Below are 20140 nucleotides of genomic sequence, written 5' to 3' on the forward strand. Positions count from 1 at the left end.
AAACGCAGCTAACGGTCATCGCGTTCATTTACATAAACGAGGTGAAACATGGCGACGCTTGAAATTCGTTTGGCGATCGAGAACTTTAATCGGCGCAAACGTCCTGAAGTGTTGATCGAGTGTTTCGAGGACAGTGAGTTGACCTGCTGGCTACTGGTCGCCAGTTCGAACGATGACAACGAGTTTGATGAAGTGGTGGACAAGGAAGAAATCAATCCGGCTTTCATTCCGGAAGACGATGTGTTGCTGCAGTTGGCGACCACGTTCATGAGCTGCCTTGATTGAACGCTGCGCGATCCGGAGCCTGATCTCAAGGCCCCGGACCAAGCATGCACTCAGTGCGGATCGACCGGCTTTTTCAACTTCGGATTCGGGAAGAACTGCACACCCTGAACCTTGGGGTTGGCCGGCTTGACCACCGGTTGGTTGACCCGCGTGCCCAGCTCTTTGGGGATCGAAAGCCCCTGCTCATTGAGCGTGTCGCTGTAGCCGCAGTTCACGCACTCGCGGTGCGGCACGCCGTCCTCGCTCCACATCTTGAGCTTGTCCGGCTCGCTGCAGGCCGGGCACACGGCGCCGGCGATGAAGCGCTTCGGGGTGATCAGCGGGGTGTCGCTCATGCCGCCTCCTCACTCAGCCCGCTATGGCGCAGCAGTGCGTCGATCGACGGCTCGCGGCCACGGAAATCGACGAACAACACCATGGGCGCCTGCGAACCGCCACGGGCCAGGATGGCTTCGCGGAAGGCCCGGCCGGTCTCGGCATTGAGCACGCCGTCTTCCTCGAACTTCGAGAAGGCATCGGCCGACAGCACTTCAGCCCACTTGTAGCTGTAGTAACCGGCGGCATAACCGCCGGCGAAGATGTGCGCAAAGCCGTTGGCGAAGCGGTTGTAGGCGGGCGGGCGCAGCACCGAGACTTCGTCGCGTATGCCCTCGATCACTTGCAGCACGCTGCGGCCGTCGCCGTGGGTGGCGTGCAGCTCGAAGTCGAACAGCGAGAATTCCAGCTGGCGGACCATCATCAACCCGGACTGGAAGTTCTTGGCGGCCAGCATTTTTTCCAGCAGATCCTGCGGCAGCGGTTCGCCGGTTTCATAGTGGCCGGAGATGAGCGCCAGCCCTTCAGGCTCCCAGCACCAGTTTTCCATGAACTGGCTCGGCAGCTCGACCGCGTCCCAGGCCACGCCATTGATCCCCGACACACCGGCATGCTCGATGCGGGTCAGCAAGTGGTGCAGACCGTGGCCGAACTCGTGGAACAGGGTAGTCACTTCATCGTGGGTCAACAGCGCCGGCTTGCCGGGCGAGGCCGGGGTGAAGTTGCACACCAGGTTGGCCACCGGGCTCTGCAACTGGCCGCCTGCGGTGCGGCGACGGTCGCGGGCGCCGTCCATCCAGGCACCGCCACGCTTGTTGGCGCGCGCGTACAGGTCGAAATAGAAGCGGCCGACGTGCTGGCCGTTTTCCTTGATTTCAAACAGGCGCACGTCCGGGTGCCAGGTGTCGAAGCCGGTCAGCTCGGCAATCTCGATGCCGTACAGGCGCTGCACGATGGCGAACAGGCCGCCCAGCACCTTGTCGATCGGGAAGTACACGCGCAGCACTTCCTGCGACACGCTATAACGCTGCTCGCGCAGTTTTTCGCCGTAGTAACCGGTGTCCCAGCTTTTCAGGTCCGGACAGCCCTGTTCGGCGGCATACGCCTTGAGCTGCTCCAGGTCCTGGGCGGCGAACGGCTTGCTGCGTGTGGCCAGATCGCGCAGGAAGCTCAGCACCTGGTCGCTGGACTCGGCCATCTTGGTCGCCAGGCTCAGCTCGGCAAAGTTGGCAAAGCCCAGCAGGGCGGCCAGCTCCTGGCGCAAATCAAGGATCTGCTCCATGACCGGGCCGTTGTCGTTCTGCCCGGCGTTGGGGCCCTGGTCGGAGGCACGGGTGCAGTAGGCGGTGTACAGCTCTTCACGCAGCGCACGGTCGTTGGCGTAGGTCATCACCGCGTAGTAGCTGGGGAATTCCAGGGTGATCAGGTAGCCTTCCAGGTCCTTGGCCTGGGCGGCGGCGGCCATCTGCGCGATGGCCGACTCGGGCAGGCCATCCAGCGCCGAGGCATCGGCCACGAGCTTGGTCCAGGCCTGGGTGGCGTCGAGCAACTGGTTGGAGAACTGGCTGCCCAGCTCCGACAGCTTGCTCTGCACTTCGGCATAGCGCTGTTGCTGTTCGGGCGGCAAGTCGATGCCCGACAGACGAAAATCACGCAGGGCGTTTTCCAGAATGGTCTTCTGGCCAATGTCGAAGCCGGCGGCTTGCGGACTGGCGGCCAGCGCTTCGTATGCCTGGAACAGAGCGCGGTTCTGGCCCATTTCGGTGGAGTAGGCGCTCAGGGCCGGCAGGCACGATTCATAGGCTTCGCGCAGCTGCGGGCTGTTGCACACCGAATTGAGGTGACGCACCGGGCTCCAGGCCGCGCCCAGGCGGCTGTCGAGTTCGTCCATGGCCAGGATCAGGCCGGCCCAGTCGGGGGTATTGCCTTGGCGAGCAAGGATATCGGCGATGGCAACACGGTTGTCCGCCAGGATCTGCTCGATGGCCGGTTTGACATGTTCGGCACGGATCGCCGAGAAGGGCGGCAGGTCGTACGGTTGCACAAGAGGGTTGTTCGCGCTCACGTTTTGCACCTTGGCAGGAAGAAACACTGAGCCATCTTAATTACAATCACCGCCTCGCGCAGCCCCGAAACCTTGATTGACACCCTATCACCGCTAAAGAAGGAGGCTATCGTGGCCATTCGCAAGTTTCAGAACCACACCCCGCACCTTGGCGAGCGGGCCTTCGTCGACGCCTCGGCGGTGGTGCTCGGTGACGTCGAGCTGGGCGCCGACAGCTCGGTGTGGCCGCTGACCGTGATCCGCGGCGACATGCACCGCATCCGCATCGGCGCGCGCACCAGCGTGCAGGACGCCAGCGTGCTGCACATCACCCACGCCGGGCCGTTCAACCCGGACGGCTTCCCGCTGCTGATCGGCGACGAGGTGACCATCGGCCACCAGTGCATGCTGCACGGCTGCACCATCGGCAATCGCATTCTGGTGGGCATGGGCACCACGGTCATGGACGGCGCGGTGGTCGAGGATGAAGTGATCATCGGCGCCGGCAGCCTGGTGCCGCCTGGCAAGGTGCTGGAAAGCGGCTTTCTGTACGTGGGCCGCCCGGTGAAGCAGGTGCGGGCCCTGACCGAAAAGGAGATTGCCTTCTTTCCCTACAGCGCCGCCAACTACGTGAAGCTCAAGGACCAGCACCTGGCCGAGGGTTACGATCAGGTCTGAATCCGCACCGCCCATGACCCCAAGGCATTCATCGCATGCATCAGCAAAACATTCTGTTCGACCTCGACGGCACCCTGACCGACCCGCGCCTGGGCATCACCCGCTCGATCCAGTTTGCCCTGGGCAAGCTGGGCATCGATGAGCCGGACATTACCCGGCTTGAGCACTTCATCGGCCCGCCGCTGTTGCAGGCATTCATGCAGTTCTATGCCATGGATGAAGCCCGGGCCTGGGAAGCGGTGGGGTTCTACCGCGAGCGCTTCAAGGTCACCGGCCTGTATGAAAACCAGGTGTTCGAAGGCATCCCGCAATTGCTCGACACCCTGAGCGGGCAGGGCCGCACCTTGTATGTCGCCACCTCCAAGCCGTGGGAATTCGCCCGGGAAATCGCCCGGCATTTCGACTTTGCCCGGCACTTCAAAGTGATCTACGGCAGCGAGCTGGACGGCACACGCACCGACAAGGTCGAGCTGATTGCCCATCTGCTGGCCGAGGAAGGGCTCGACCCGCAGCAGACCCTGATGATCGGCGACCGCAAGCACGACTTGATCGGTGGCCGGCGCAACGGGCTGCAGGTGGCAGCCGTGGAGTATGGCTTTGGCAGCGCCCAGGAACTGGACGCCGAGGCACCGGAGTACCGGTTTGCGACGGTGGCGCAGTTACATGAGGCGTTTATGGCCTTGTAGGAGCGCGCTTGCCCGCGACCGGCTGCGTAGCAGTCGTAAATTTTCAGCGTTTTCGAGATTTCTGCGAGCGCTGCGCACTCGGTCGCGGGCAAGCGCGCTCCTACACCGGGTCCATGTTGGCTGCGCGAAAGCGTGCGCCTTGGCGCTGTGCCAGTGGCACAGGATGATCTCCTACGGATGCTGCACGGCGGGCATCAGTGCCTGCAAGGCCGCCGTGCGCTCGGCCGGGGTCAGTTTGCCCAGGTGCTCGACGCGTGCGTAAAACCTGGGCCAATCGCCGCCGACCTGTGCAAACACTGCCGCAAACGCCGGCACCCAATGCTCGTAAAGCCCGAACGGCAGCAGCCGGGCGTTGTTCAACGGGGCGTTGATCCAGGCGTCAAAGCGGGTGTCGCCCGGCCAGCGCCGGTCGCGCAGCGTGCGATATTCACGCCGCAGGCGTTCGAATTCGACGGCCTTGCGCTCGCGCATCACCGATGCCGGCAACGGCTGGGCATACAGCGCCTGCAGCCGCTGGCGGGCCTCCAGCACCAGGGCGGTCAGGGCGTCGCGCTGGGCGCTGCGAATGTCATCCTGGGCCGGCAGGCCTCGCGCCGCTCGCCATTGGCGCGCGCCTTGCTGCTCGACGAAGCTGGCGTAGGATTCGTTGAAGGCCGTGTCGTCCTGCACGTAGAAGCGCTGGTGCGCCAGCTCATGAAAGATCAGCGCGGCCAGGCGCTCATCGCCCCAGCCAAGCATGGTGTTGAGGATCGGGTCGCTGAACCAGCCCAGGGTCGAATAGGCCTCGATCCCGGCCACGTACACATCCTGGCCAGCCTGCTTCTGCAAGGCCGCCGCCCCCCGCGCACGCCCCTGGCTGTAATAGCCACGGTAGGCCACGCAACCGGCAATCGGAAAACAGTGGGTCACGGGTGTGAGCGAGAACTCCTCGGTGGCAAATACGTTCCATACCACGTAGGGGCGGCCGATGTCGGCGTACAACCGGTAGCTCTGGTTGTCCGGCAGGTGCAACTGCTCGCTGGCAAAGCGCCGGGCCTGCTGCGCAAGGGCCAGGTGCTGGCGCAGCCGGGGATCGCGGCCCGGGTCGGCCAGCACCTCGGCCACCGGCGTGCGCGCCTGCAACAGTTGCCATTGCCCTGAAGCCAACTGGCTGTAGTAGGAGAGACTGGAACAACCGCCGAGCAACAACAACGCCAGGACGGGCACGACGCGCCACAGGCGCACAACATCGAGTGCGGGCATAAACGGCCTTGAAACAGGAAGAAGACATGTCCGGCAGGACATTGACGCAAGACGTCACTATCATCGCACCCCATTCAACCGGAGTCTGCCATGCGCCTGACCGTATCGATTCTTGCCCTCGGCCTGCTGGCCGGATGCGCCGGTCCCTTGCCCAACCATGATCCGGGACAGGCCTGGGTCGATCTTGCGACCCCGACCGGCAAGATGGTGATGGCCGACAAGCTCGACGGCCAGCGCACCTGGGACGGGCGTTATTTCCAGGTCGCGCCCGGCAAGCACGAGTTGCAGGTGCGTTTCGACTATGAATACCGTTCCGGCACGGCGCTGGGCATGTTCAGCGACGACTTCACCGAGATCACCTGCTTTATCGAGGTCGACTACGACCATTTCCAGGCCGGCCAGCGCTATCGGCTTGAGGTGCGCTCGCTCACCAATGACATCGAAGCCAGGCTCTATGACGCCCAGCGCCAGGTGGTGGCCCGGGAAGGGCATATCCAGTGCATCTGATCAGCGGTCGTTGTTCTGGTAGATGATTTTCTTGCTGCCGTACTCGCAACTGCCCACGACCATGTTCTGGTCGCGAACCTCGTCGTTGGTGACGATTTCGAGCGTGTAGGAGGTGACATTATTGGCCTGGATGCTGGCCTCGATTTCATCCTTGAGCTCATCGCAGGACTTGGGCGCAGCCAGGGCGCCGGTGGCCATGAGGGTGCAGGTCAGTGCGACAATCAGACGTTTCATCTTAGATTCCTTCGCTACGGCAAGGCACAGGAACTGTGCCGATGACCGTTTGACCTGCATCCTCTGCGGCAGTTCGCCAGCACACGACCCGGACGTGAACCGGGTCGCAGCACGAGGCGATCAGAGCAAGGTGGCTTCCAGGGTGATATTGGCGTTAAGCACCTTGGACACCGGGCAGCCTTCTTTGGCCTTCGTGGTCAGTTCTTCAAACTTGCTGGCGTCGATGTTCGGAATTTTGGCCTTGAGGACCAGATGGATATCGGTGATGGCAAAACCACCGTCTACCTGATCGAGGGTGACCTGCGCCTCGGTGTCGATACTGTCGGCGGTAAAGCCTGCATCACCCAGAATCATCGACAGGGCCATGGAGAAGCAGCCCGCGTGCGCCGCGCCGATCAGTTCTTCCGGGTTGGTGCCCTTGCCGCCTTCGAAACGGGCCTTGAAGCCGTAGGGCGCTTCGCGCAACACGCCAGTTTCGGTGGAAATACTGCCGATACCGCTTTTCAGATCACCTGCCCAGTGGGCGGATGCTTTCTTGACGATGCTCATGGTGTCTCCTCGTGGACGGATCAATGTTTTATGCAGTGACAGGGATTCTGAGAATAGCCGGGGATGGAAAGTTCAACGGTTTAATTCCTACTACCAAAGTAGGAAATTTCAGCACCAAGCATTGAAAAGTGCTCGGTCCGGCCTTACACCTGTAGTCATTACGGGGATGCACCCGACCCTTTCAAGGAGCTGTTGCCGCCTATGAAACGCTTGTCCGATATCAAGATTTCCACCCTCGACCTGGTGCCGGTGCGCCAGGACAAGGGCCCTGCCGACGCGCTGCACCGCTCACTGGACCTGGCCCGGCACGTCGAGAAACTCGGCTACAACCGCTTCTGGGTGGCCGAGCACCACAACATGGACGGCATCGCCAGTTCGGCCACCTCGGTGCTGCTGGGCTACCTGGCCGGCGGCACCTCGACCATTCGCGTCGGCGCCGGTGGCATCATGCTGCCCAACCATGCACCGCTGGTGATCGCCGAGCAGTTCGGCACCCTGGCCAGCCTGTACCCGGGCCGTATCGACCTGGGCCTGGGACGTGCGCCGGGCTCGGACCAGATGACCGCCCGGGCGCTGCGCCGCGAGCGTTCCGGCAGTGCCGATGATTTTCCGGATGATGTCGAGGAACTGGTGAGCTACCTGGGCCCACGCACCCCCGACCAGCGGGTGATCGCCGTGCCGGGGTACGGCACCGAGGTGCCGATCTGGCTGCTGGGTTCGAGCCTGTTCAGCGCGCAATTGGCGGGGATGCGTGGGTTGCCGTACGCCTTTGCCTCGCACTTTGCACCGCGCTACATGCATGAGGCGATTCGCGTGTACCGTAATCACTTCAAGCCGTCCGAGGTCCTCGACCAGCCTTATGTGATGCTGGGCGTGCCACTGGTGGCGGCCGATACCGATGAGCAGGCCGAGTACCTGGCGACGTCGGTGCAGCAACGCATCCTGGCGCTGATGCGCGGCCACAGCCTGGTGCAACGACCGCCGGTGAAATCGATGGACGACCTGTGGCTGCCGCACGAGCGTGAAGCGGTGGCGAGTTTTCTGGGGCTTGCGGTGATAGGCGGCCCGGAGAAGGTCAAGGCCCGGCTGGAAGTGCTGCTGGAACAGACCGGCGCCGATGAACTGATCTTCACCTGCGACCTGTATGAACATGCCGACCGCCTGCGCTCGTTCGAGATCCTGGCCGAAGTGGCCAAAAACTGATCAACACCGTCGAGGCTGGTGCCCTGTAGGAGCGCGCTTGCCCGCGACCGGCTGCGTAGCAGCCGTAAATTTTCAGCGTTTCACAGATTTTTGCGAGCGCTTCGCACTCGGTCGCGGGCAAGCGCGCTCCTACGCCACCCGCGGTTTCGCGCCGTCCGGGCCAGCGGTTTCGTATCGTACGGGCCAGCGTTTTCGCGCCGTACGGGCCAGCGGTTTCGCGCCGTCCGGGCCCGCGGTTTCATGCCGTCCGGCCCAGCGGCTCTGTAGCAGCCGGGCCCGGCGTCTGTGCCTGCCGTGCGTCAGGCTCAGTCACGCGAATACACGATTTCCTTGGTGTCGCCTTCACAGCTGCCGACCACCTGGTGGGTGGCGGTGCTGCCTTTCTCGACCACTTCCAGGGTGTAGGACGTCACGCCCTTGGCCTGCAGCTTGGCGTCGATTTCCGCCTTCAGTTCTTCGCAAGGCTTGCCTGCCGCCATGGCAGTGCCTGCCAGGCTCAACAACCCTACCGCCAGCATGAAACGCTTCATGAGTACATCTCCTGGTACAGGCGCCATGCATGAGGTCGCCTGGGCGATACCGGCATGCGGGGCTGATCAAATGAGGGGGGTGACACAAACAGGTAGAGCAGTGAGCCGGTCTGAAGGTTCAGTCGCGGGCTCACCTGGCCATTATCGGCAATCAGCTCTTGGCAATGCGAAAGCCGACCTTGAGCGTGACCTGGAAGTGCGCCACCTTGCCGTCTTCGATATGGCCACGGGTCTCGGTCACTTCGAACCACTCCAGGTGGTTCAGACTTTTACTCGCTTCATCGATGGCATTGTTGATCGCGTCCTCGATGGAGGTGGTCGACGAGCCAACCAGCTCGACTTTCTTGTACGTGTGATGGTCACTCATGGCAGTTCTCCGTGCAAAGGTCATTGACGAGCGTAGCAGTCGTGCCGCTCCCTGCATCTGTGTGGAAAAGCCGGGCAAAAGTTCAGCGCACCGTGCATGTCACTGCGCACCTCGCTGCAAATGCCACTGCACTTTCCGCCAACCCTGTAGTCGGACACAACACACCCCATTCATCACTGCAGGAGATACACCATGGCCAGTTCGTCACTCCGCAAGGCTTCGCTGCAAAGCATGGAAGCAGAGATCGAAAGTCTGCTCAAGTCTCTTGAAGGCTTGAAAAACGATGCTTCCGAGGAGTCGAACAAGACCCTCAAGAGCCTCAAGGCCAGCGCCGAACGTGCACTGGGCCACTCGCGCGGTCTGCTCAGCGACCTGGGCGAAGTCTATGAAGACGTGAAGGTCAAGACCCGGGAAAATGCCATCGCTACCCGCGACTACGCGCAGGACCATCCATGGACCACCGCCGGTGTCGCCGTGGGCGCGCTGGGCCTGTTGGCCGCCTACCTGCTGTGCAAGCGCGGCGACTGATCAGCCCGCCCTGTTCAGGCGGTGCCCTTCAGCTCGTTCCTGAGCCAGTGGGCCAACTGCCGGGCACGCCCGTCAGCGGCCCGCCGGGGCACCCATAGCGCCAGCTGCGCCGGGGTTTCACTGAAGCCCCATGGCGCCGCCAGGCGCCCGGCCCGCAGGTCGTCACTGACCAGCGGCTCGGGCGCAATGGCCACCCCCAGGCCAGCCACGGCCGCCTCCAGTAAATAATACAAATGCTCGAACCCTTGCCCGTAGCGCAGTGCTTGCGGGTCGATCCCGTTGTGGCGCGCCCAGCTGGGCCAGGCCTGGGGCCGCGAGGTGGTGTGCAGCAGGGATTCATCGAGCAGCGCTTGCGCAGGTGCCTGGTGCAAGGCCTCGAAACGCGAAAAGTGCGGGCTCAGCACCGGGCCGATGCGCTCACTTGCCAGTTCCAGCACTTGCATGTCGGCCGGCCACGGCGGCTCGGCGAACACCAGTAACGCATCCAGCCCCGGACGACGTGGGTCGAGGTCGCCTTCACCGGCCGACAGGTGCAGGCGCAAATCCGGCAATTCGGCGTTCAGGCGCCCCAGGCGCGGGATGAACCAGCGCGCCAGCAGGCTGCCCGAGCAGCCCAGCACAAAAGGCGCCTCATGGCTGTCCTGGCTCAACTCGGCGCACACCCCGCGCAGGCGATCAAAGGCATCACTGGAGACCTCACGCAGACGGCTGCCGGCATCTGTGAGTTTCAGGCCGCGTCCGTCCTTGTCGAACAAACGTATGCCCAGATGCGCTTCAAGCGCCTTGAGCTGACGGCTGACCGCGCCGTGGGTCACATGCAGCTGTTCCGCTGCCTGGCTGACGCTGCCTAACCGGGCAACGGCTTCAAAGGCCCGCAGGGCATTGAGAGGGGGCAGGTCGCGGCTCATGATGACCTCGCTTGGAAATGTGAGTTTTTCTCACAGGTGGCCGCGATCTTATCGGTTTTCAGCGTGGCCTGCGCTGGGTAAAGTGAACCCATTGCCGAATCCGGCTCAACCCTTTCCGATCCTGGAGCTTGTTCATGACCCAGACCCACTTTCGCAGCGGCCCCGATGCCAACGGCCTGTTTGGCTCGTTTGGCGGTCGTTATGTCGCCGAAACCCTGATGCCGCTGGTGCTGGACCTGAACCGCGAATACGAAGCGGCCAAGGCCGACCCCGAATTCGCCGAGCAGATGGCCTATTTCCAGCGTGACTATGTGGGCCGTCCGAACCCCCTGTACTACGCCGAACGCCTGAGCGATGCCCTGGGCGGTGCGCGTATCTACTTCAAGCGCGAAGAGCTCAACCACACCGGCGCGCACAAGATCAACAACTGCATCGGCCAGGTACTGCTGGCCAAGCGCATGGGCAAGACCCGCCTGATCGCCGAGACCGGTGCCGGCATGCACGGCGTGGCCACCGCCACGGTCGCGGCGCGCTTCGGCATTCCGTGCGTGATCTACATGGGCGCCACCGACATCGAGCGCCAGCAGGCCAACGTGTTCCGCATGAAGCTGCTGGGCGCCGAGATCGTCCCGGTCACCTCCGGCACCGGCACGCTCAAGGACGCCATGAACGAGGCCCTGCGCGACTGGGTCACCAATGTCGACAACACCTTTTACCTGATCGGTACCGTAGCCGGCCCGCACCCGTATCCGGCCATGGTCCGCGACTTCCAGTCGGTGATCGGCAAAGAAACCAAAGAGCAGATGCACGACAAGGAAGGGCGCCTGCCCGACAGCCTGGTCGCCTGCGTCGGTGGCGGCTCCAACGCCATGGGCCTGTTCCATCCGTTTCTGGATGACGCCAGCGTGCAGATCATCGGCGTCGAGGCCGGCGGCCATGGCGTGACCACTGACAAACACGCCGCCAGCCTCAACGGCGGGGTGCCGGGTGTACTGCATGGCAACCGCACCTACCTGCTGCAGGACCAGGACGGCCAGATCACCGATGCGCACTCGATTTCCGCCGGTCTCGACTACCCTGGCATCGGCCCGGAACACGCCTTCCTGCACGAAGTGAAGCGCGTCGAATACGTCAGCATCACCGACGACGAAGCCCTGGATGCGTTCCACAAGTGCTGCCGCCTGGAAGGCATCATTCCGGCGCTGGAAACCGCACACGCCGTGGCCGAAGCCATTCGCCGCGCGCCGACCCTGAGCAAGGACCACCTGATGGTGGTGTGCTTCTCGGGCCGTGGCGACAAAGACATGCAAACCGTGATGAACCACATGGCCGCGACTGAAAAGACCCAGGAGACACTGGCATGAGCCGTCTTGAACACCGTTACGCTCAGCTCAAGGCCGAAGGCCGTGCCGCCCTGGTGACCTTCATCACCGCCGGCGACCCCGGCTACGACACCTCGCTCAAGGTCCTCAAGGGCCTGCCGGCTGCCGGCGCCGATGTGATCGAACTGGGCATGCCGTTCACCGACCCGATGGCCGATGGCGTGGCCATCCAGCTGGCGACCCTGCGCGCCCTGGACGCTGGCCAGACCCTGGCCAAGACACTGCAGATGGTGCGTGAATTTCGTGTCGACGACAGCACCACGCCGATCGTACTGATGGGTTACTACAACCCCATCCACCGCTTTGGTGTCGAGGCGTTCGTGAGCCAGGCCAAAGAGGCTGGCGTCGATGGCCTGATCATCGTCGACTTGCCACCGGAGCACGATGGCGAACTGGCCACGCCCGCCCAAGCCGCCGGCATCGACTTCATCCGCCTGACCACCCCGACCACCGACGATGCACGCTTGCCCACGGTGCTGGCACGCAGCTCGGGTTTCGTCTACTACGTGTCGGTGGCCGGTGTGACCGGTGCCGGCTCTGCCACCACCGAGCATGTGACCCAGGCCATCGAGCGCCTGCGTCGGCACACATCGCTGCCGATCAGCGTCGGCTTCGGCATCCGCACCCCGGAACAGGCCGCGGCGATTGCCCGGCTGGCCGATGGCGTGGTGGTCGGTTCGGCCCTGGTCGACCAGATCGCCAAGGCCACATCGCCCGAGCAGGCAGTGGATGGCGTGCTGAGCCTGTGCGCGGCACTGGCCGAAGGCGTGCGCAACGCCCGCCGCTGAGGCCGACCGCTGCTGCGCCGTATACCGCAGGAGCGACCAACGGTCGCGAAGGCTATTTGCCAGGCACAGAAGAGGTTGGGCTTGAACCGGCCTCTTCGCCACCGCTGGTCGCTCCTACGGGGTTGATTTTCAGGCCGGTCACAGGTTGTGTTTGATGAGTGCGACTTCAGCCGCACACGCTCCGGTAACGGTTTTGTAAGCCTGGGTAAAGTTCCTGATACAGAGGAATTCCGGAGCTTGAGACCGCTCTATACAGCAAGACACAAAAGGGTTCGCGACCATTGTCGCGAACCCTTTTTCATTGCGGTACACCAAGGAGCATCACCCATGAAACTGCCGAACCGCTTCATTGCCGGGCTGGGTATCCTGATGATCAGCGCCAGCCCGCTGTTGCAGGCTGCGCCCCCGGAAGGGCGTGGCAATCAGGGCCAGGACGAGCGCGGCGGTCATCAGCAGGGTGGCAACCAGGGCCACAAGGACGATAATCCGGGACGCGGTCATGACAACGGCCCGGGCAAGGGCGCCCAGCACGACAACCGTGGCGGCAACCGTCCGCCGCAGGATTTCGGCCCGGTGCGCCAGACCTTCCAGCAACACCGCGACATCATCGGTCGTGGCCAGCCGCTGCCGCCGGGCATACGCATCGTCAAGGGCAAGCCGCTGCCACCGGGCTACGGCAAGCGCCTGGACAGCCGTGCCCTGCAACAACTGCCGCGTTACGACGGCTACGAATGGCGCCGCCTGGGCACCGACGTGGTGCTGATCGCGGTGGGCACCGGAATCGTGTATGCAATTCTGGATGGCGTGTTGAATTGAGAGTGATCCTGAGGCCGTTATCGCCTTCTGGCCTGACACCGATCCAGTGGGAGGGCGCTCTGCTCGCAAAAGGGCCGGCATGATCGAAGCGTGTGCAAGATCGTGTCGGCAGCTTTCGACTGTCTCGCCTACGCGTTTAGAGGTGACTTGTAGGACGTTTCTGATTTTTCTTTATCGTTGTTGAACACTTGGTTTGCAGGTGATTACGTCAGCCACGCTCTGGAATTAAAACCAGATGGCCAAAGATCAACCTAATTAATCAAGCGGAATTTTACAATGATGAATAAAAACAAAAACTGTTTTAGCGCATTACTGGCGTGTGTATTAGTCGTCATCGCCTTGCCGGCATTCGCTCAGGCAATCGTGTTGAATACGACCGACCAGCCGCCGTCTCAAGCGCCTGTAGCAACGACACTGGAGGACCGTGTTCACTTGATCAGAAATGAACTGGAGAGCGTGACGGCGATTCACCATTATCATTTTACGGCCGTACGCGGCCAGACTGTCTTACTGGCCATCCCGGATGCCAGCTCCTATGGCAAACACTGGCGACTTGATTACCGGATCGCGAGTGGAGAATGGAATACCAAGCACTGGAATGGGCCTGAAAAAATAGAGAATCTGTCACCGGGAACGAGCGTTGAAGTTCGAGTGATGGTAAGCGCTCCATGAACCCCACATTCCAAGCGCTTATCTGATGCTCGATGCTGTGCTCCCGATTCTCTCAGGAGCCCGTTCGCCATGATGCGACCCGATGCAAAAGTCGAAAAAGTCTATCTCTACCCCAAACCCGTCGACTTCCGAAAGTCCATCGACGGCCTCGCTGCCCTGGTCGAGTTGGACATCAAGGTTGCCGTCTTCGATCCGGTGCTTTTTGTCTTCCTCAACAAACCGCGCAACCGTGTGAAAATCTTGTACTGGGAGCGCAACGGCTTCTGCCTCTGGCTCAAGCGCCTGGAGTCCGAGCGTTTTAAAACGTCGCCTGACGTGACGGACGAAGCGATTGTCCTGACCGTTCAGGAACTCAACTGGATGCTCGACGGTTTTGACCTCTGGCGTAACCGTCCCCATCAAGTTTTGACGCCGCGATTCGTGGCCTGATTCGGTATAATCCAGGGCATGAATTTCGTGCCCGACAACCTTCCTGATGATCCTGAATTGCTCAAGCAGATGCTTGCGAAGATGCAGTCCAGGATGGGCGTGCTCGAAGAACAAGTCGCACTGCTAAGGCAGCGCCTGTTTGGCCGAAAATCAGAGCAGGCCATCGATCCGGCAACGCCTCAAATGGCGTTGTTCAATGAAGCGGAGCACGAGGTCGAGTTGGCGTGCGAGACTGCTGAAGAAGAGGTTGTCCCACCCGCCAAGCGCCGTGGCAAGCGCAAGCCGCTGCCTGCTGACCTTCCGCGCGTCGAGGTCATCCACGAACTGCCCGAACATGAGCTGACTTGCACCTGCGGCTGCCGCAAGCACGCCATCGGCGAGGAGATCAGCGAGCAGCTTGAAATCGTCCCGATGCAGATCCGTGTCATCAAACACGTCCGCAAAGTCTATGGTTGCCGCGAGTGCGAAACCGCACCAGTCACCGCGGACAAGCCTGCTCAACTGATTGAAAAAAGCATGGCCAGCCCCAGCGTTTTGGCGATGTTGCTGACGACCAAATACGTCGATGGCCTGCCACTGCATCGCTTCGAAAAAGTGCTGGGTCGCCACGGCATCGATATCCCACGCCAGACCTTGGCGCGCTGGGTTATCCAGTGCGGCGAACATCTGCAACCTTTGCTGAATTTGATGCGCGACCGGCTACTGGAAAGCCGCGTCATCCACTGCGACGAAACGCGCGTGCAAGTGCTGAAAGAACCAGATCGAGAACCGAGCAGCCAATCCTGGATGTGGGTGCAAACCGGCGGGCCGCCGAATCAGCCGGTGATCCTTTTTGACTACTCGACTAGCCGGGCGCAGGAAGTTCCGTCGCGCCTGCTCGAAGGTTATCGCGGCTACCTGATGACCGATGATTACGCCGGTTACAACGCGCTGGGCGCCCAAACTGGAGTCGAGCGTTTAGGTTGCTGGGCGCATGCTCGACGCAAGTTTGTTGAAGCACAGAAAGTGCAGCCCAAAGGTAAAACGGGGCGTGCCGATATCGCGCTGAACCTGATCAACAAGCTGTACGGCATCGAACACGACCTAAAGGCTTGCGGCGACGCTGAACGCAAGATCGGCCGTCACGAACATAGCCTGCCAATATTGGCTCAGTTGAAAAGCTGGATCGAAAAGACGCAGCCACAGGTCACCGCGCAGAACGCCTTGGGCAAAGCCATCAGTTACCTCACAAGTAACTGGAGCAAGCTGGAGCGATACGTCGAGGAAGGCTACTTACCGCTCGACAACAACGCCGCTGAACGCGCGATCCGCCCCTTCGTGATCGGAAGAAAGAACTGGCTGTTTAGCGACACGCCCAAGGGTGCCACGGCCAGTGCTCAACTTTACAGCCTGGTCGAGACTGCCAAAGCCAACGGCCAGGAGCCCTATGCGTGGCTGCGCCACGCACTGGAACGCCTGCCAACGGCGACATCGGTTGAAGATTACGAAGCGCTGCTGCCTTGGAACTGCTCACCCATCTCGCCTAGCTGAGCGCATCGCCCATCGTGAAGCTGGTGGGGTTTATGGAGCGCTTACGAGTGATGGCTGTCGGGGGCGTCCAGTTTGACAAAGCGGGCTACACGTTGGCGTTCGGTTCTTACCCGCACATGTATTATGACTTTCATCATGAAAAAGGATTCATGCCTATTCCTCATGGGTTGACCGCACCGGCTTTTTTAGCCACTCAGGCATTGACCGAAGCGCTACTGGAAGTCAGTTTTACCGACAGTAAAGGGCATCCTCTTGAGGGTGGGGTAGTCGCCTTTTCCTTTCGTCCCAATGCCGAGGTTAACACGGATACAACGCTGTACAGTTCTGACCGTCACGGAAAGATTGCAGCGCTTATAAAGTTCAATCGCTGCGAAGGCGGTGAATACGCTGAACCGTTCGTCCATATCAATAATGGCAGAAATACGTGGGCCACTCGATACAAGGTGGGTGCCTATCAAGCACTTAATGTATTGCCCGGTGCCCTCGCTGATAAACCTCATCGCTATGATTTTGGGCATGTTTGCAAGCGATGGTTGGTCAACTAGTCAAGAAACTGACTGGTTAACAACGCTCTGCTGGTGGCGTGTCAGCAGAGCGTTCCATTCACAATCACACAATGACATCAACCAACGCCTGATCACGCTTTTCGCCCTTTTCAAGAACCTGACGCACCAGTGCTTCGCCCATACCTTGCGGCTTTTCCATAATGAGCTTTCCGAAATCAAGGATGTTCTGGATATTTGAAAGGTCCAGTTTATACTTACCGCCGAATGCCTTGTCATCGTGGTCAACCAAGGTCATTGCCATCTTGGCGTATGCACTCACACTGCCTTTGAATTTTCTATGACTGTTAAATATTTTCTCCAGGTCGTGCAGATCGCCTTCACTCAACGAGCGGTCAGGGTTCAGAATCTTTATCTCGGCATTATCGCCCAACGTATAGCTGAAGTTTTTACTGGCCAGATCAGGCCTAAAGACGCCCAACTCATTCACTATTCGTGCGTAGATGGATTGCTGGATCCTGAGTTCCAGATTTGAAAAGGATTTAAGGTCGTCGAGGTACATTTCTTTGGTCAGTGGACGTTCTTCTTTGGGCCCTCCGAACTCAGAATAAAAATAGATTTTCCCTTTCCAGGGTTCCTCTTCACGGCTGTAAAACGCTTTTGCCCGAGCCTGCCCGGGATCTTCGGCTTTCTGGGTGCCGGGTAAATCCTGATCAGTGCCCGCCACGACGGGCTTGGACAGCATTTGAATGGACGTGAGGGCAGGTGCAATGCCGATGATGTTCATGGCGACGTTCTCTGACGTATGAATTCTTTAGCTTTAACGACCCGAGGACAGAAAACTTTTCCTGATGAGGATGTAGGATAATTCCGAAGGTAAGCGTGTTGTGAGCGGTGTCTCAAACTCTATACACATGGTTAATAAAGCAGTGTTCACTTATATTCATAAACGGTTGATCTTCGCCATGGCTATAAAGCGGCGTGCCTTTGTAAAAGCAATCGCCGTTCCGCAAACGGTCAATCAGCGATTGACCGCTCTTGAAAGGCATAGGCCGTACAACCGGATACCATCCTTGCCAGACGAGACAGCCTTCGCGATCGTTGGGCGCTTCTGCGCAGTGGTTTTCATGCACGGCAGGTAGGTGAACTGTTATTGATTCATTTTCATGTCCAGCGCCAGGTCGCGGGCGGCCTTGGTGGCCAGGATGCCCATGAACTGGCTGAGTTCATCCTGACGTCCTACGGTGGCGGATGAGCCGGCGCTGCCCATCATCACGCCGGGCACCGGGGCCTGGGCGGCTGCCTGGGCCCAGGCCTTGTTGATCGCGATCAGCGCATCGAGCTTCGATTGCAGCGCGCCATCGGCCTTGATCGACGCCTCGCGGGCGTGGGCTTCGGCGTCGGCGGTGATGCGGGTGGCTTGCGCTGTGGTGGTGGCCTTGTCGCGCAGCAGTTCGGCGGTCTGCTTCTCGATTTCGGCGCGGCTGCGCTCGCGCTCGGCGTTGATCACCGCCAGTTGCTTCTCGGTCTCGGCCTGGGTGGTGCGCTCGATCTGATCGCGCAGGGTTTCCTGGCGCTTGGCCTCGACCTCCTTTTCGCCGCGCGCGGTCACCAAGCGCTTTTCTTCCTCTTCCTTCAAGCGGTTCTGCCGGGCCACCGCCAATTCGGCCAGCGCCTGCTGGACCTTGACCATGCGCTCGCGGTATTGCGGGTTGGGGTCGATATGGGTAATGCGCGCCTCGACCACCTCGACGCCGAAGCGGCGGAACTGTTGCTGCTTGCGGATAGGAACGTTCTTGTCGTCGGTGACCTTCTCGGTCACGTACTGGCTGCCGGTGTTATGACCAAAACTGCCCTGTTCGGTGCCGGCCTGGAGAATGGCGGTCTGGCGCGGCACCGTGCCCTGGGTGGTGCGGATTTCCCGGCGCTTGATCAGGTACAGGCCGTCGTTGAGCTGGTTCTCGAACTCGGCGGCAAACTCGCTGCGCGCCCCGGCGTAGTAATCATCGGCGGTCATCAGCGAAGCGGTGGCCTGCAGGGTTTCCTTGATGGCCGGCAGCAGGGCGCTGCGGATGAAGTTGTCGGGGTTGCGGTATTCCTGCGCGATGGTCAGGAAGGCTTCGCCACCGGGCAGGCGAAACCGTGCGGACGACTCGACCTTGGCGTCGACATTGCCCAGAAAGACAATGGGAAAGGTCTCGATGGTCGCCCCCAGCGCGTCGTTCTCGGGGTTGTCGTCCTTCTTGTCGAGCACCAGCACGGACTGCACGCTGATGGCTTTTTTCCACGCCGTTGCGCGACCGAACCACTTGGTGGCGTAGCCGACATCATCGACGATCTTCTCGTCGCCGAAGATCGTGCGCACATGGGTCATGTAGCCGGCTTCGTTGTAGAAAAACATGCTGTTGAACAGCAGGGGCGAGGCGACCAGAAAGGCCACGGGCAACGCCAGGGTGGCCAGTCGTTTCTTGCTCGGGGCCCAATCGGGTGTCTTTGGTATCAGCATGGCAATGTCCTTATTCAATAAGGATCCAGTTTCACCGCAATGCTGAAACGCTTCTGTCAGGACGGGCTGAATACCCTGTAGGAAAGGCGGTCAAGGCTGCCTGAACACCTCAAGATTCAATGGCCGTACCGCACCCATCCAGATCGCGTGGGCGGTATGGTCGACCAGGTCGTCGCCGGTCAGTGGGTGCAGGAACACCACCAGCTCCTTGCGATTGAACGCCAGCCACAGCACCACGTCGGCCAGCAGCTCATGCCCGAACGACAGCTGACAGCTCCAGTCCGGGTGCGGGCCGACCAGGCCCTCATGCACACGGCCCATCGTGATGCCGAACTCGGCGGTGGCCGCCTCGCACAAGGCGCGGCCCTGCTCGAGGGTGTGCTCGTTGAAGTAAACGTGGGCGTGATAGCCCTGGATGGTCGGCATTGCGGTACTCCCTACCTGAACAGGCGCCTGTTATGCCATGCCAGTGCTTTACACCGCAATCGACGGCAAGGTCGCGCACGACGACGGCTGATCGCTTTGCGCCTGCTCACTGGCCAGCCAGTCGACAAACTGCTCAATCAGTTGCAGCCGGCGCTTGCGCTGCGGCAACACCACGTAGTATCCCGAAGTCGACACCGCGCAGGCTTCGATGGGCCGGCAGAGCAAGCCTTGCGCCAGCAGATCGTCGACCAGGTGCCGCCAGCCGATGGCCACGCCCTGGCCACCGATGGCGGCCTGGATCAGCAAGGTGTAGTTGTCAAAGCGCAGTTGCCCCGGCACCGGCGCCTGCTGGATGCCCAGTGCGCGGAACACCCCGGCCCAGTCGAACCACTGGTGGCTGCCCTCGCCACGCAGGTGCAGCAACGGCAGTTCGTTCAGCGCCTCCAGCGGCAAGGGCCGCTCGCGACCCGCCAGCAGTTGCGGGCTGCACACCGGGAATACTTCTTCGCTGAACAGCCAGCGGCTTTCACCCTGGCGAAAACGTCCGTCACCGAACAGGACCGCCACGTCGACATCGCTGCGCAGCATGCTGTGGCTGCGCTCGCTGGTCACCAGGCTGACATCGATGTGCGGGTGGCTGGCATGGAAGCGATGCAGACGCGGCATCAGCCAGTAGGCGGCAAAGGCAAAATCAGTGGCGACCTGCAAGACCTCATGCTGGTGCTGGCCGGTGATGGTTTCCAGGCCCAGGTCAAGCGACTGCAGACCCGCCTGCACATATTCAAACAGCACCTCGCCGGCTTCGGTCAGGGCAATGCCGCGGTAGATGCGGTCGAACAGGCGCGTGGCCAGTTGCTCTTCCAGGCGCTTGATCTGCTGGCTGACGGCAGGCTGGGTGGTGCCCAGCTCAATGGCGGCGGCGGTGAAGCTGCGCGTGCGGGCGGCCGCCTCGAAGGCACGCAGCAAATCCAGCGACAGGGTGCCAAGGCATTCAAACATAAGCTGTGCTTAT

At 61.2% G+C, this 20140-nt stretch carries 25 protein-coding genes; 13 read left to right on the forward strand and 12 right to left on the reverse strand.

The genetic code is table 11. The features are described 5' to 3' along the window. The first annotated feature begins 48 nt into the window (after nt 1–48). Complete coding sequence (locus DGA31_RS17090; RefSeq protein ID WP_109513359.1) at nt 49–285, forward strand: hypothetical protein; 237 nt, start codon at nt 49–51, stop codon at nt 283–285. Between the two features lie 50 nt (nt 286–335). Here DGA31_RS17090 and DGA31_RS17095 read toward each other — a convergent pair whose 3' ends face one another. Continuing rightward, nucleotides 336–620: a YheV family putative zinc ribbon protein gene (locus tag DGA31_RS17095; protein ID WP_109513360.1), complete on the reverse strand. Its 285-nt coding sequence runs from the start codon at nt 618–620 to the stop codon at nt 336–338. Further along, nucleotides 617–2665, reverse strand: coding sequence for an oligopeptidase A (gene prlC, locus DGA31_RS17100; RefSeq protein ID WP_109513361.1), 2049 nt, complete (start codon nt 2663–2665; stop codon nt 617–619). Before prlC ends, DGA31_RS17095 begins: the two co-directional genes overlap by 4 nt. Before the next feature lie 111 nt (nt 2666–2776). On the opposite strand from prlC, the gene DGA31_RS17105 reads away from it, so the two are divergent. Both DGA31_RS17105 and DGA31_RS17110 read left to right on the forward strand, forming a co-directional pair. Further along, nucleotides 2777–3322, forward strand: a complete 546-nt coding sequence (locus tag DGA31_RS17105) for a gamma carbonic anhydrase family protein (RefSeq protein ID WP_056841013.1) — start codon at nt 2777–2779, stop codon at nt 3320–3322. Between the two features lie 35 nt (nt 3323–3357). Continuing rightward, a complete protein-coding gene (locus tag DGA31_RS17110) occupies nt 3358–4008 on the forward strand; it encodes an HAD family hydrolase (RefSeq protein ID WP_056841012.1) in 651 nt (216 codons plus the stop codon). Nucleotides 4009–4179: 171 nt separating this feature from the next. Here DGA31_RS17110 and DGA31_RS17115 read toward each other — a convergent pair whose 3' ends face one another. Continuing rightward, a complete protein-coding gene (locus tag DGA31_RS17115; RefSeq protein WP_109513362.1) occupies nt 4180–5250 on the reverse strand; it encodes an aminopeptidase in 1071 nt (356 codons plus the stop codon). Nucleotides 5251–5340: 90 nt separating this feature from the next. Between DGA31_RS17115 and DGA31_RS17120 the strand changes: the two genes are divergently transcribed. Next, on the forward strand, nt 5341–5757 hold the full coding sequence (locus tag DGA31_RS17120; RefSeq protein ID WP_056841010.1) for a PA0061/PA0062 family lipoprotein: 417 nt from the start codon (nt 5341–5343) through the stop codon (nt 5755–5757). Here DGA31_RS17120 and DGA31_RS17125 read toward each other — a convergent pair whose 3' ends face one another. Both DGA31_RS17125 and DGA31_RS17130 read right to left on the reverse strand, forming a co-directional pair. Beyond that, entirely contained in the window at nt 5758–5991 is a 234-nt protein-coding gene (locus DGA31_RS17125) for a DUF1161 domain-containing protein (protein ID WP_056841009.1), read from the reverse strand. Between the two features lie 120 nt (nt 5992–6111). After that, nucleotides 6112–6540, reverse strand: a complete 429-nt coding sequence (locus DGA31_RS17130) for an OsmC family protein (RefSeq protein ID WP_056841008.1) — start codon at nt 6538–6540, stop codon at nt 6112–6114. Nucleotides 6541–6741: 201 nt separating this feature from the next. On the opposite strand from DGA31_RS17130, the gene DGA31_RS17135 reads away from it, so the two are divergent. Beyond that, complete coding sequence (locus DGA31_RS17135) at nt 6742–7743, forward strand: LLM class flavin-dependent oxidoreductase (RefSeq protein WP_056841007.1); 1002 nt, start codon at nt 6742–6744, stop codon at nt 7741–7743. Nucleotides 7744–8048: 305 nt separating this feature from the next. On the opposite strand, the gene DGA31_RS17140 is transcribed toward DGA31_RS17135, so the two are convergent. Together DGA31_RS17140 and DGA31_RS17145 are read right to left on the reverse strand one after the other, a co-directional pair. Continuing rightward, nucleotides 8049–8273, reverse strand: a complete 225-nt coding sequence (locus tag DGA31_RS17140) for a DUF1161 domain-containing protein (protein WP_056841006.1) — start codon at nt 8271–8273, stop codon at nt 8049–8051. 151 nt (nt 8274–8424) lie between these two features. Next, nucleotides 8425–8640 (reverse strand): dodecin, encoded by a 216-nt coding sequence (locus DGA31_RS17145; protein ID WP_056841005.1) that lies wholly within the window; start codon nt 8638–8640, stop codon nt 8425–8427. 192 nt (nt 8641–8832) lie between these two features. On the opposite strand from DGA31_RS17145, the gene DGA31_RS17150 reads away from it, so the two are divergent. Further along, nucleotides 8833–9168, forward strand: a complete 336-nt coding sequence (locus tag DGA31_RS17150; RefSeq protein ID WP_056841004.1) for an ElaB/YgaM/YqjD family protein — start codon at nt 8833–8835, stop codon at nt 9166–9168. 14 nt (nt 9169–9182) lie between these two features. Here DGA31_RS17150 and DGA31_RS17155 read toward each other — a convergent pair whose 3' ends face one another. Continuing rightward, nucleotides 9183–10076 carry a LysR family transcriptional regulator gene (locus tag DGA31_RS17155; RefSeq protein ID WP_109513363.1) on the reverse strand — a complete coding sequence of 298 codons (894 nt, stop codon included), beginning with the start codon at nt 10074–10076 and terminating at the stop codon, nt 9183–9185. Nucleotides 10077–10210: 134 nt separating this feature from the next. On the opposite strand from DGA31_RS17155, the gene trpB reads away from it, so the two are divergent. The 7 genes from trpB to DGA31_RS29650 all read left to right on the forward strand — a co-directional run bounded on the left by trpB (nt 10211) and on the right by DGA31_RS29650 (nt 16238). Next, a complete protein-coding gene (gene trpB, locus DGA31_RS17160; protein WP_056841002.1) occupies nt 10211–11440 on the forward strand; it encodes a tryptophan synthase subunit beta in 1230 nt (409 codons plus the stop codon). Then, a complete protein-coding gene (trpA, locus tag DGA31_RS17165; protein ID WP_056841001.1) occupies nt 11437–12246 on the forward strand; it encodes a tryptophan synthase subunit alpha in 810 nt (269 codons plus the stop codon). Before trpB ends, trpA begins: the two co-directional genes overlap by 4 nt. A gap of 327 nt (nt 12247–12573) precedes the next feature. Then, nucleotides 12574–13062, forward strand: a complete 489-nt coding sequence (locus DGA31_RS17170) for an anti-virulence regulator CigR family protein (RefSeq protein WP_056841000.1) — start codon at nt 12574–12576, stop codon at nt 13060–13062. A gap of 276 nt (nt 13063–13338) precedes the next feature. Beyond that, nucleotides 13339–13734: a hypothetical protein gene (locus DGA31_RS29645; protein WP_152035049.1), complete on the forward strand. Its 396-nt coding sequence runs from the start codon at nt 13339–13341 to the stop codon at nt 13732–13734. Between the two features lie 69 nt (nt 13735–13803). Next, the gene (tnpB, locus tag DGA31_RS17175) at nt 13804–14163 is read left to right on the forward strand and encodes an IS66 family insertion sequence element accessory protein TnpB (protein ID WP_007247730.1); all 360 of its coding nucleotides are present in this window, start codon (nt 13804–13806) and stop codon (nt 14161–14163) included. 18 nt (nt 14164–14181) lie between these two features. After that, nucleotides 14182–15693, forward strand: a complete 1512-nt coding sequence (gene tnpC, locus DGA31_RS17180; protein ID WP_109513364.1) for an IS66 family transposase — start codon at nt 14182–14184, stop codon at nt 15691–15693. Between the two features lie 32 nt (nt 15694–15725). Further along, a complete protein-coding gene (locus DGA31_RS29650; protein ID WP_152035050.1) occupies nt 15726–16238 on the forward strand; it encodes a hypothetical protein in 513 nt (170 codons plus the stop codon). Between the two features lie 64 nt (nt 16239–16302). Here DGA31_RS29650 and DGA31_RS17190 read toward each other — a convergent pair whose 3' ends face one another. The 4 genes from DGA31_RS17190 to DGA31_RS17205 all read right to left on the reverse strand — a co-directional run bounded on the left by DGA31_RS17190 (nt 16303) and on the right by DGA31_RS17205 (nt 20127). Next, nucleotides 16303–16983 carry a hypothetical protein gene (locus tag DGA31_RS17190; RefSeq protein WP_109513366.1) on the reverse strand — a complete coding sequence of 227 codons (681 nt, stop codon included), beginning with the start codon at nt 16981–16983 and terminating at the stop codon, nt 16303–16305. Nucleotides 16984–17346: 363 nt separating this feature from the next. Next, nucleotides 17347–18702 (reverse strand): SPFH domain-containing protein, encoded by a 1356-nt coding sequence (locus DGA31_RS17195; protein WP_082481774.1) that lies wholly within the window; start codon nt 18700–18702, stop codon nt 17347–17349. Nucleotides 18703–18792: 90 nt separating this feature from the next. Then, a complete protein-coding gene (locus tag DGA31_RS17200) occupies nt 18793–19128 on the reverse strand; it encodes a DOPA 4,5-dioxygenase family protein (RefSeq protein ID WP_109513367.1) in 336 nt (111 codons plus the stop codon). A gap of 48 nt (nt 19129–19176) precedes the next feature. Further along, entirely contained in the window at nt 19177–20127 is a 951-nt protein-coding gene (locus tag DGA31_RS17205; RefSeq protein ID WP_109513368.1) for a choline sulfate utilization transcriptional regulator, read from the reverse strand. Nucleotides 20128–20140: the final 13 nt, after the last annotated feature.

The organism is Pseudomonas ovata (genome assembly GCF_003131185.1).
GTDB classification, from domain to species: domain Bacteria; phylum Pseudomonadota; class Gammaproteobacteria; order Pseudomonadales; family Pseudomonadaceae; genus Aquipseudomonas; species Aquipseudomonas ovata.

Coding starts and splice junctions, on each gene's coding strand:
- tnpC (WP_109513364.1), top strand. CDS start 14,182: ATGAATTTCGTGCCCGACAACCTTCCTGATGATCCTGAATTGCTCAAG.
- DGA31_RS17190 (WP_109513366.1), bottom strand. CDS start 16,983: ATGAACATCATCGGCATTGCACCTGCCCTCACGTCCATTCAAATGCTG.
- DGA31_RS17090 (WP_109513359.1), top strand. CDS start 49: ATGGCGACGCTTGAAATTCGTTTGGCGATCGAGAACTTTAATCGGCGC.
- DGA31_RS29650 (WP_152035050.1), top strand. CDS start 15,726: ATGGAGCGCTTACGAGTGATGGCTGTCGGGGGCGTCCAGTTTGACAAA.
- DGA31_RS17195 (WP_082481774.1), bottom strand. CDS start 18,702: ATGCTGATACCAAAGACACCCGATTGGGCCCCGAGCAAGAAACGACTG.
- DGA31_RS17150 (WP_056841004.1), top strand. CDS start 8,833: ATGGCCAGTTCGTCACTCCGCAAGGCTTCGCTGCAAAGCATGGAAGCA.
- DGA31_RS17115 (WP_109513362.1), bottom strand. CDS start 5,250: ATGCCCGCACTCGATGTTGTGCGCCTGTGGCGCGTCGTGCCCGTCCTG.
- DGA31_RS17200 (WP_109513367.1), bottom strand. CDS start 19,128: ATGCCGACCATCCAGGGCTATCACGCCCACGTTTACTTCAACGAGCAC.
- trpA (WP_056841001.1), top strand. CDS start 11,437: ATGAGCCGTCTTGAACACCGTTACGCTCAGCTCAAGGCCGAAGGCCGT.
- DGA31_RS17120 (WP_056841010.1), top strand. CDS start 5,341: ATGCGCCTGACCGTATCGATTCTTGCCCTCGGCCTGCTGGCCGGATGC.
- DGA31_RS17155 (WP_109513363.1), bottom strand. CDS start 10,076: ATGAGCCGCGACCTGCCCCCTCTCAATGCCCTGCGGGCCTTTGAAGCC.
- DGA31_RS17140 (WP_056841006.1), bottom strand. CDS start 8,273: ATGAAGCGTTTCATGCTGGCGGTAGGGTTGTTGAGCCTGGCAGGCACT.
- DGA31_RS17110 (WP_056841012.1), top strand. CDS start 3,358: ATGCATCAGCAAAACATTCTGTTCGACCTCGACGGCACCCTGACCGAC.
- DGA31_RS17170 (WP_056841000.1), top strand. CDS start 12,574: ATGAAACTGCCGAACCGCTTCATTGCCGGGCTGGGTATCCTGATGATC.
- DGA31_RS17095 (WP_109513360.1), bottom strand. CDS start 620: ATGAGCGACACCCCGCTGATCACCCCGAAGCGCTTCATCGCCGGCGCC.
- DGA31_RS17205 (WP_109513368.1), bottom strand. CDS start 20,127: ATGTTTGAATGCCTTGGCACCCTGTCGCTGGATTTGCTGCGTGCCTTC.
- DGA31_RS17145 (WP_056841005.1), bottom strand. CDS start 8,640: ATGAGTGACCATCACACGTACAAGAAAGTCGAGCTGGTTGGCTCGTCG.
- DGA31_RS29645 (WP_152035049.1), top strand. CDS start 13,339: ATGATGAATAAAAACAAAAACTGTTTTAGCGCATTACTGGCGTGTGTA.
- DGA31_RS17135 (WP_056841007.1), top strand. CDS start 6,742: ATGAAACGCTTGTCCGATATCAAGATTTCCACCCTCGACCTGGTGCCG.
- DGA31_RS17125 (WP_056841009.1), bottom strand. CDS start 5,991: ATGAAACGTCTGATTGTCGCACTGACCTGCACCCTCATGGCCACCGGC.
- trpB (WP_056841002.1), top strand. CDS start 10,211: ATGACCCAGACCCACTTTCGCAGCGGCCCCGATGCCAACGGCCTGTTT.
- DGA31_RS17130 (WP_056841008.1), bottom strand. CDS start 6,540: ATGAGCATCGTCAAGAAAGCATCCGCCCACTGGGCAGGTGATCTGAAA.
- tnpB (WP_007247730.1), top strand. CDS start 13,804: ATGATGCGACCCGATGCAAAAGTCGAAAAAGTCTATCTCTACCCCAAA.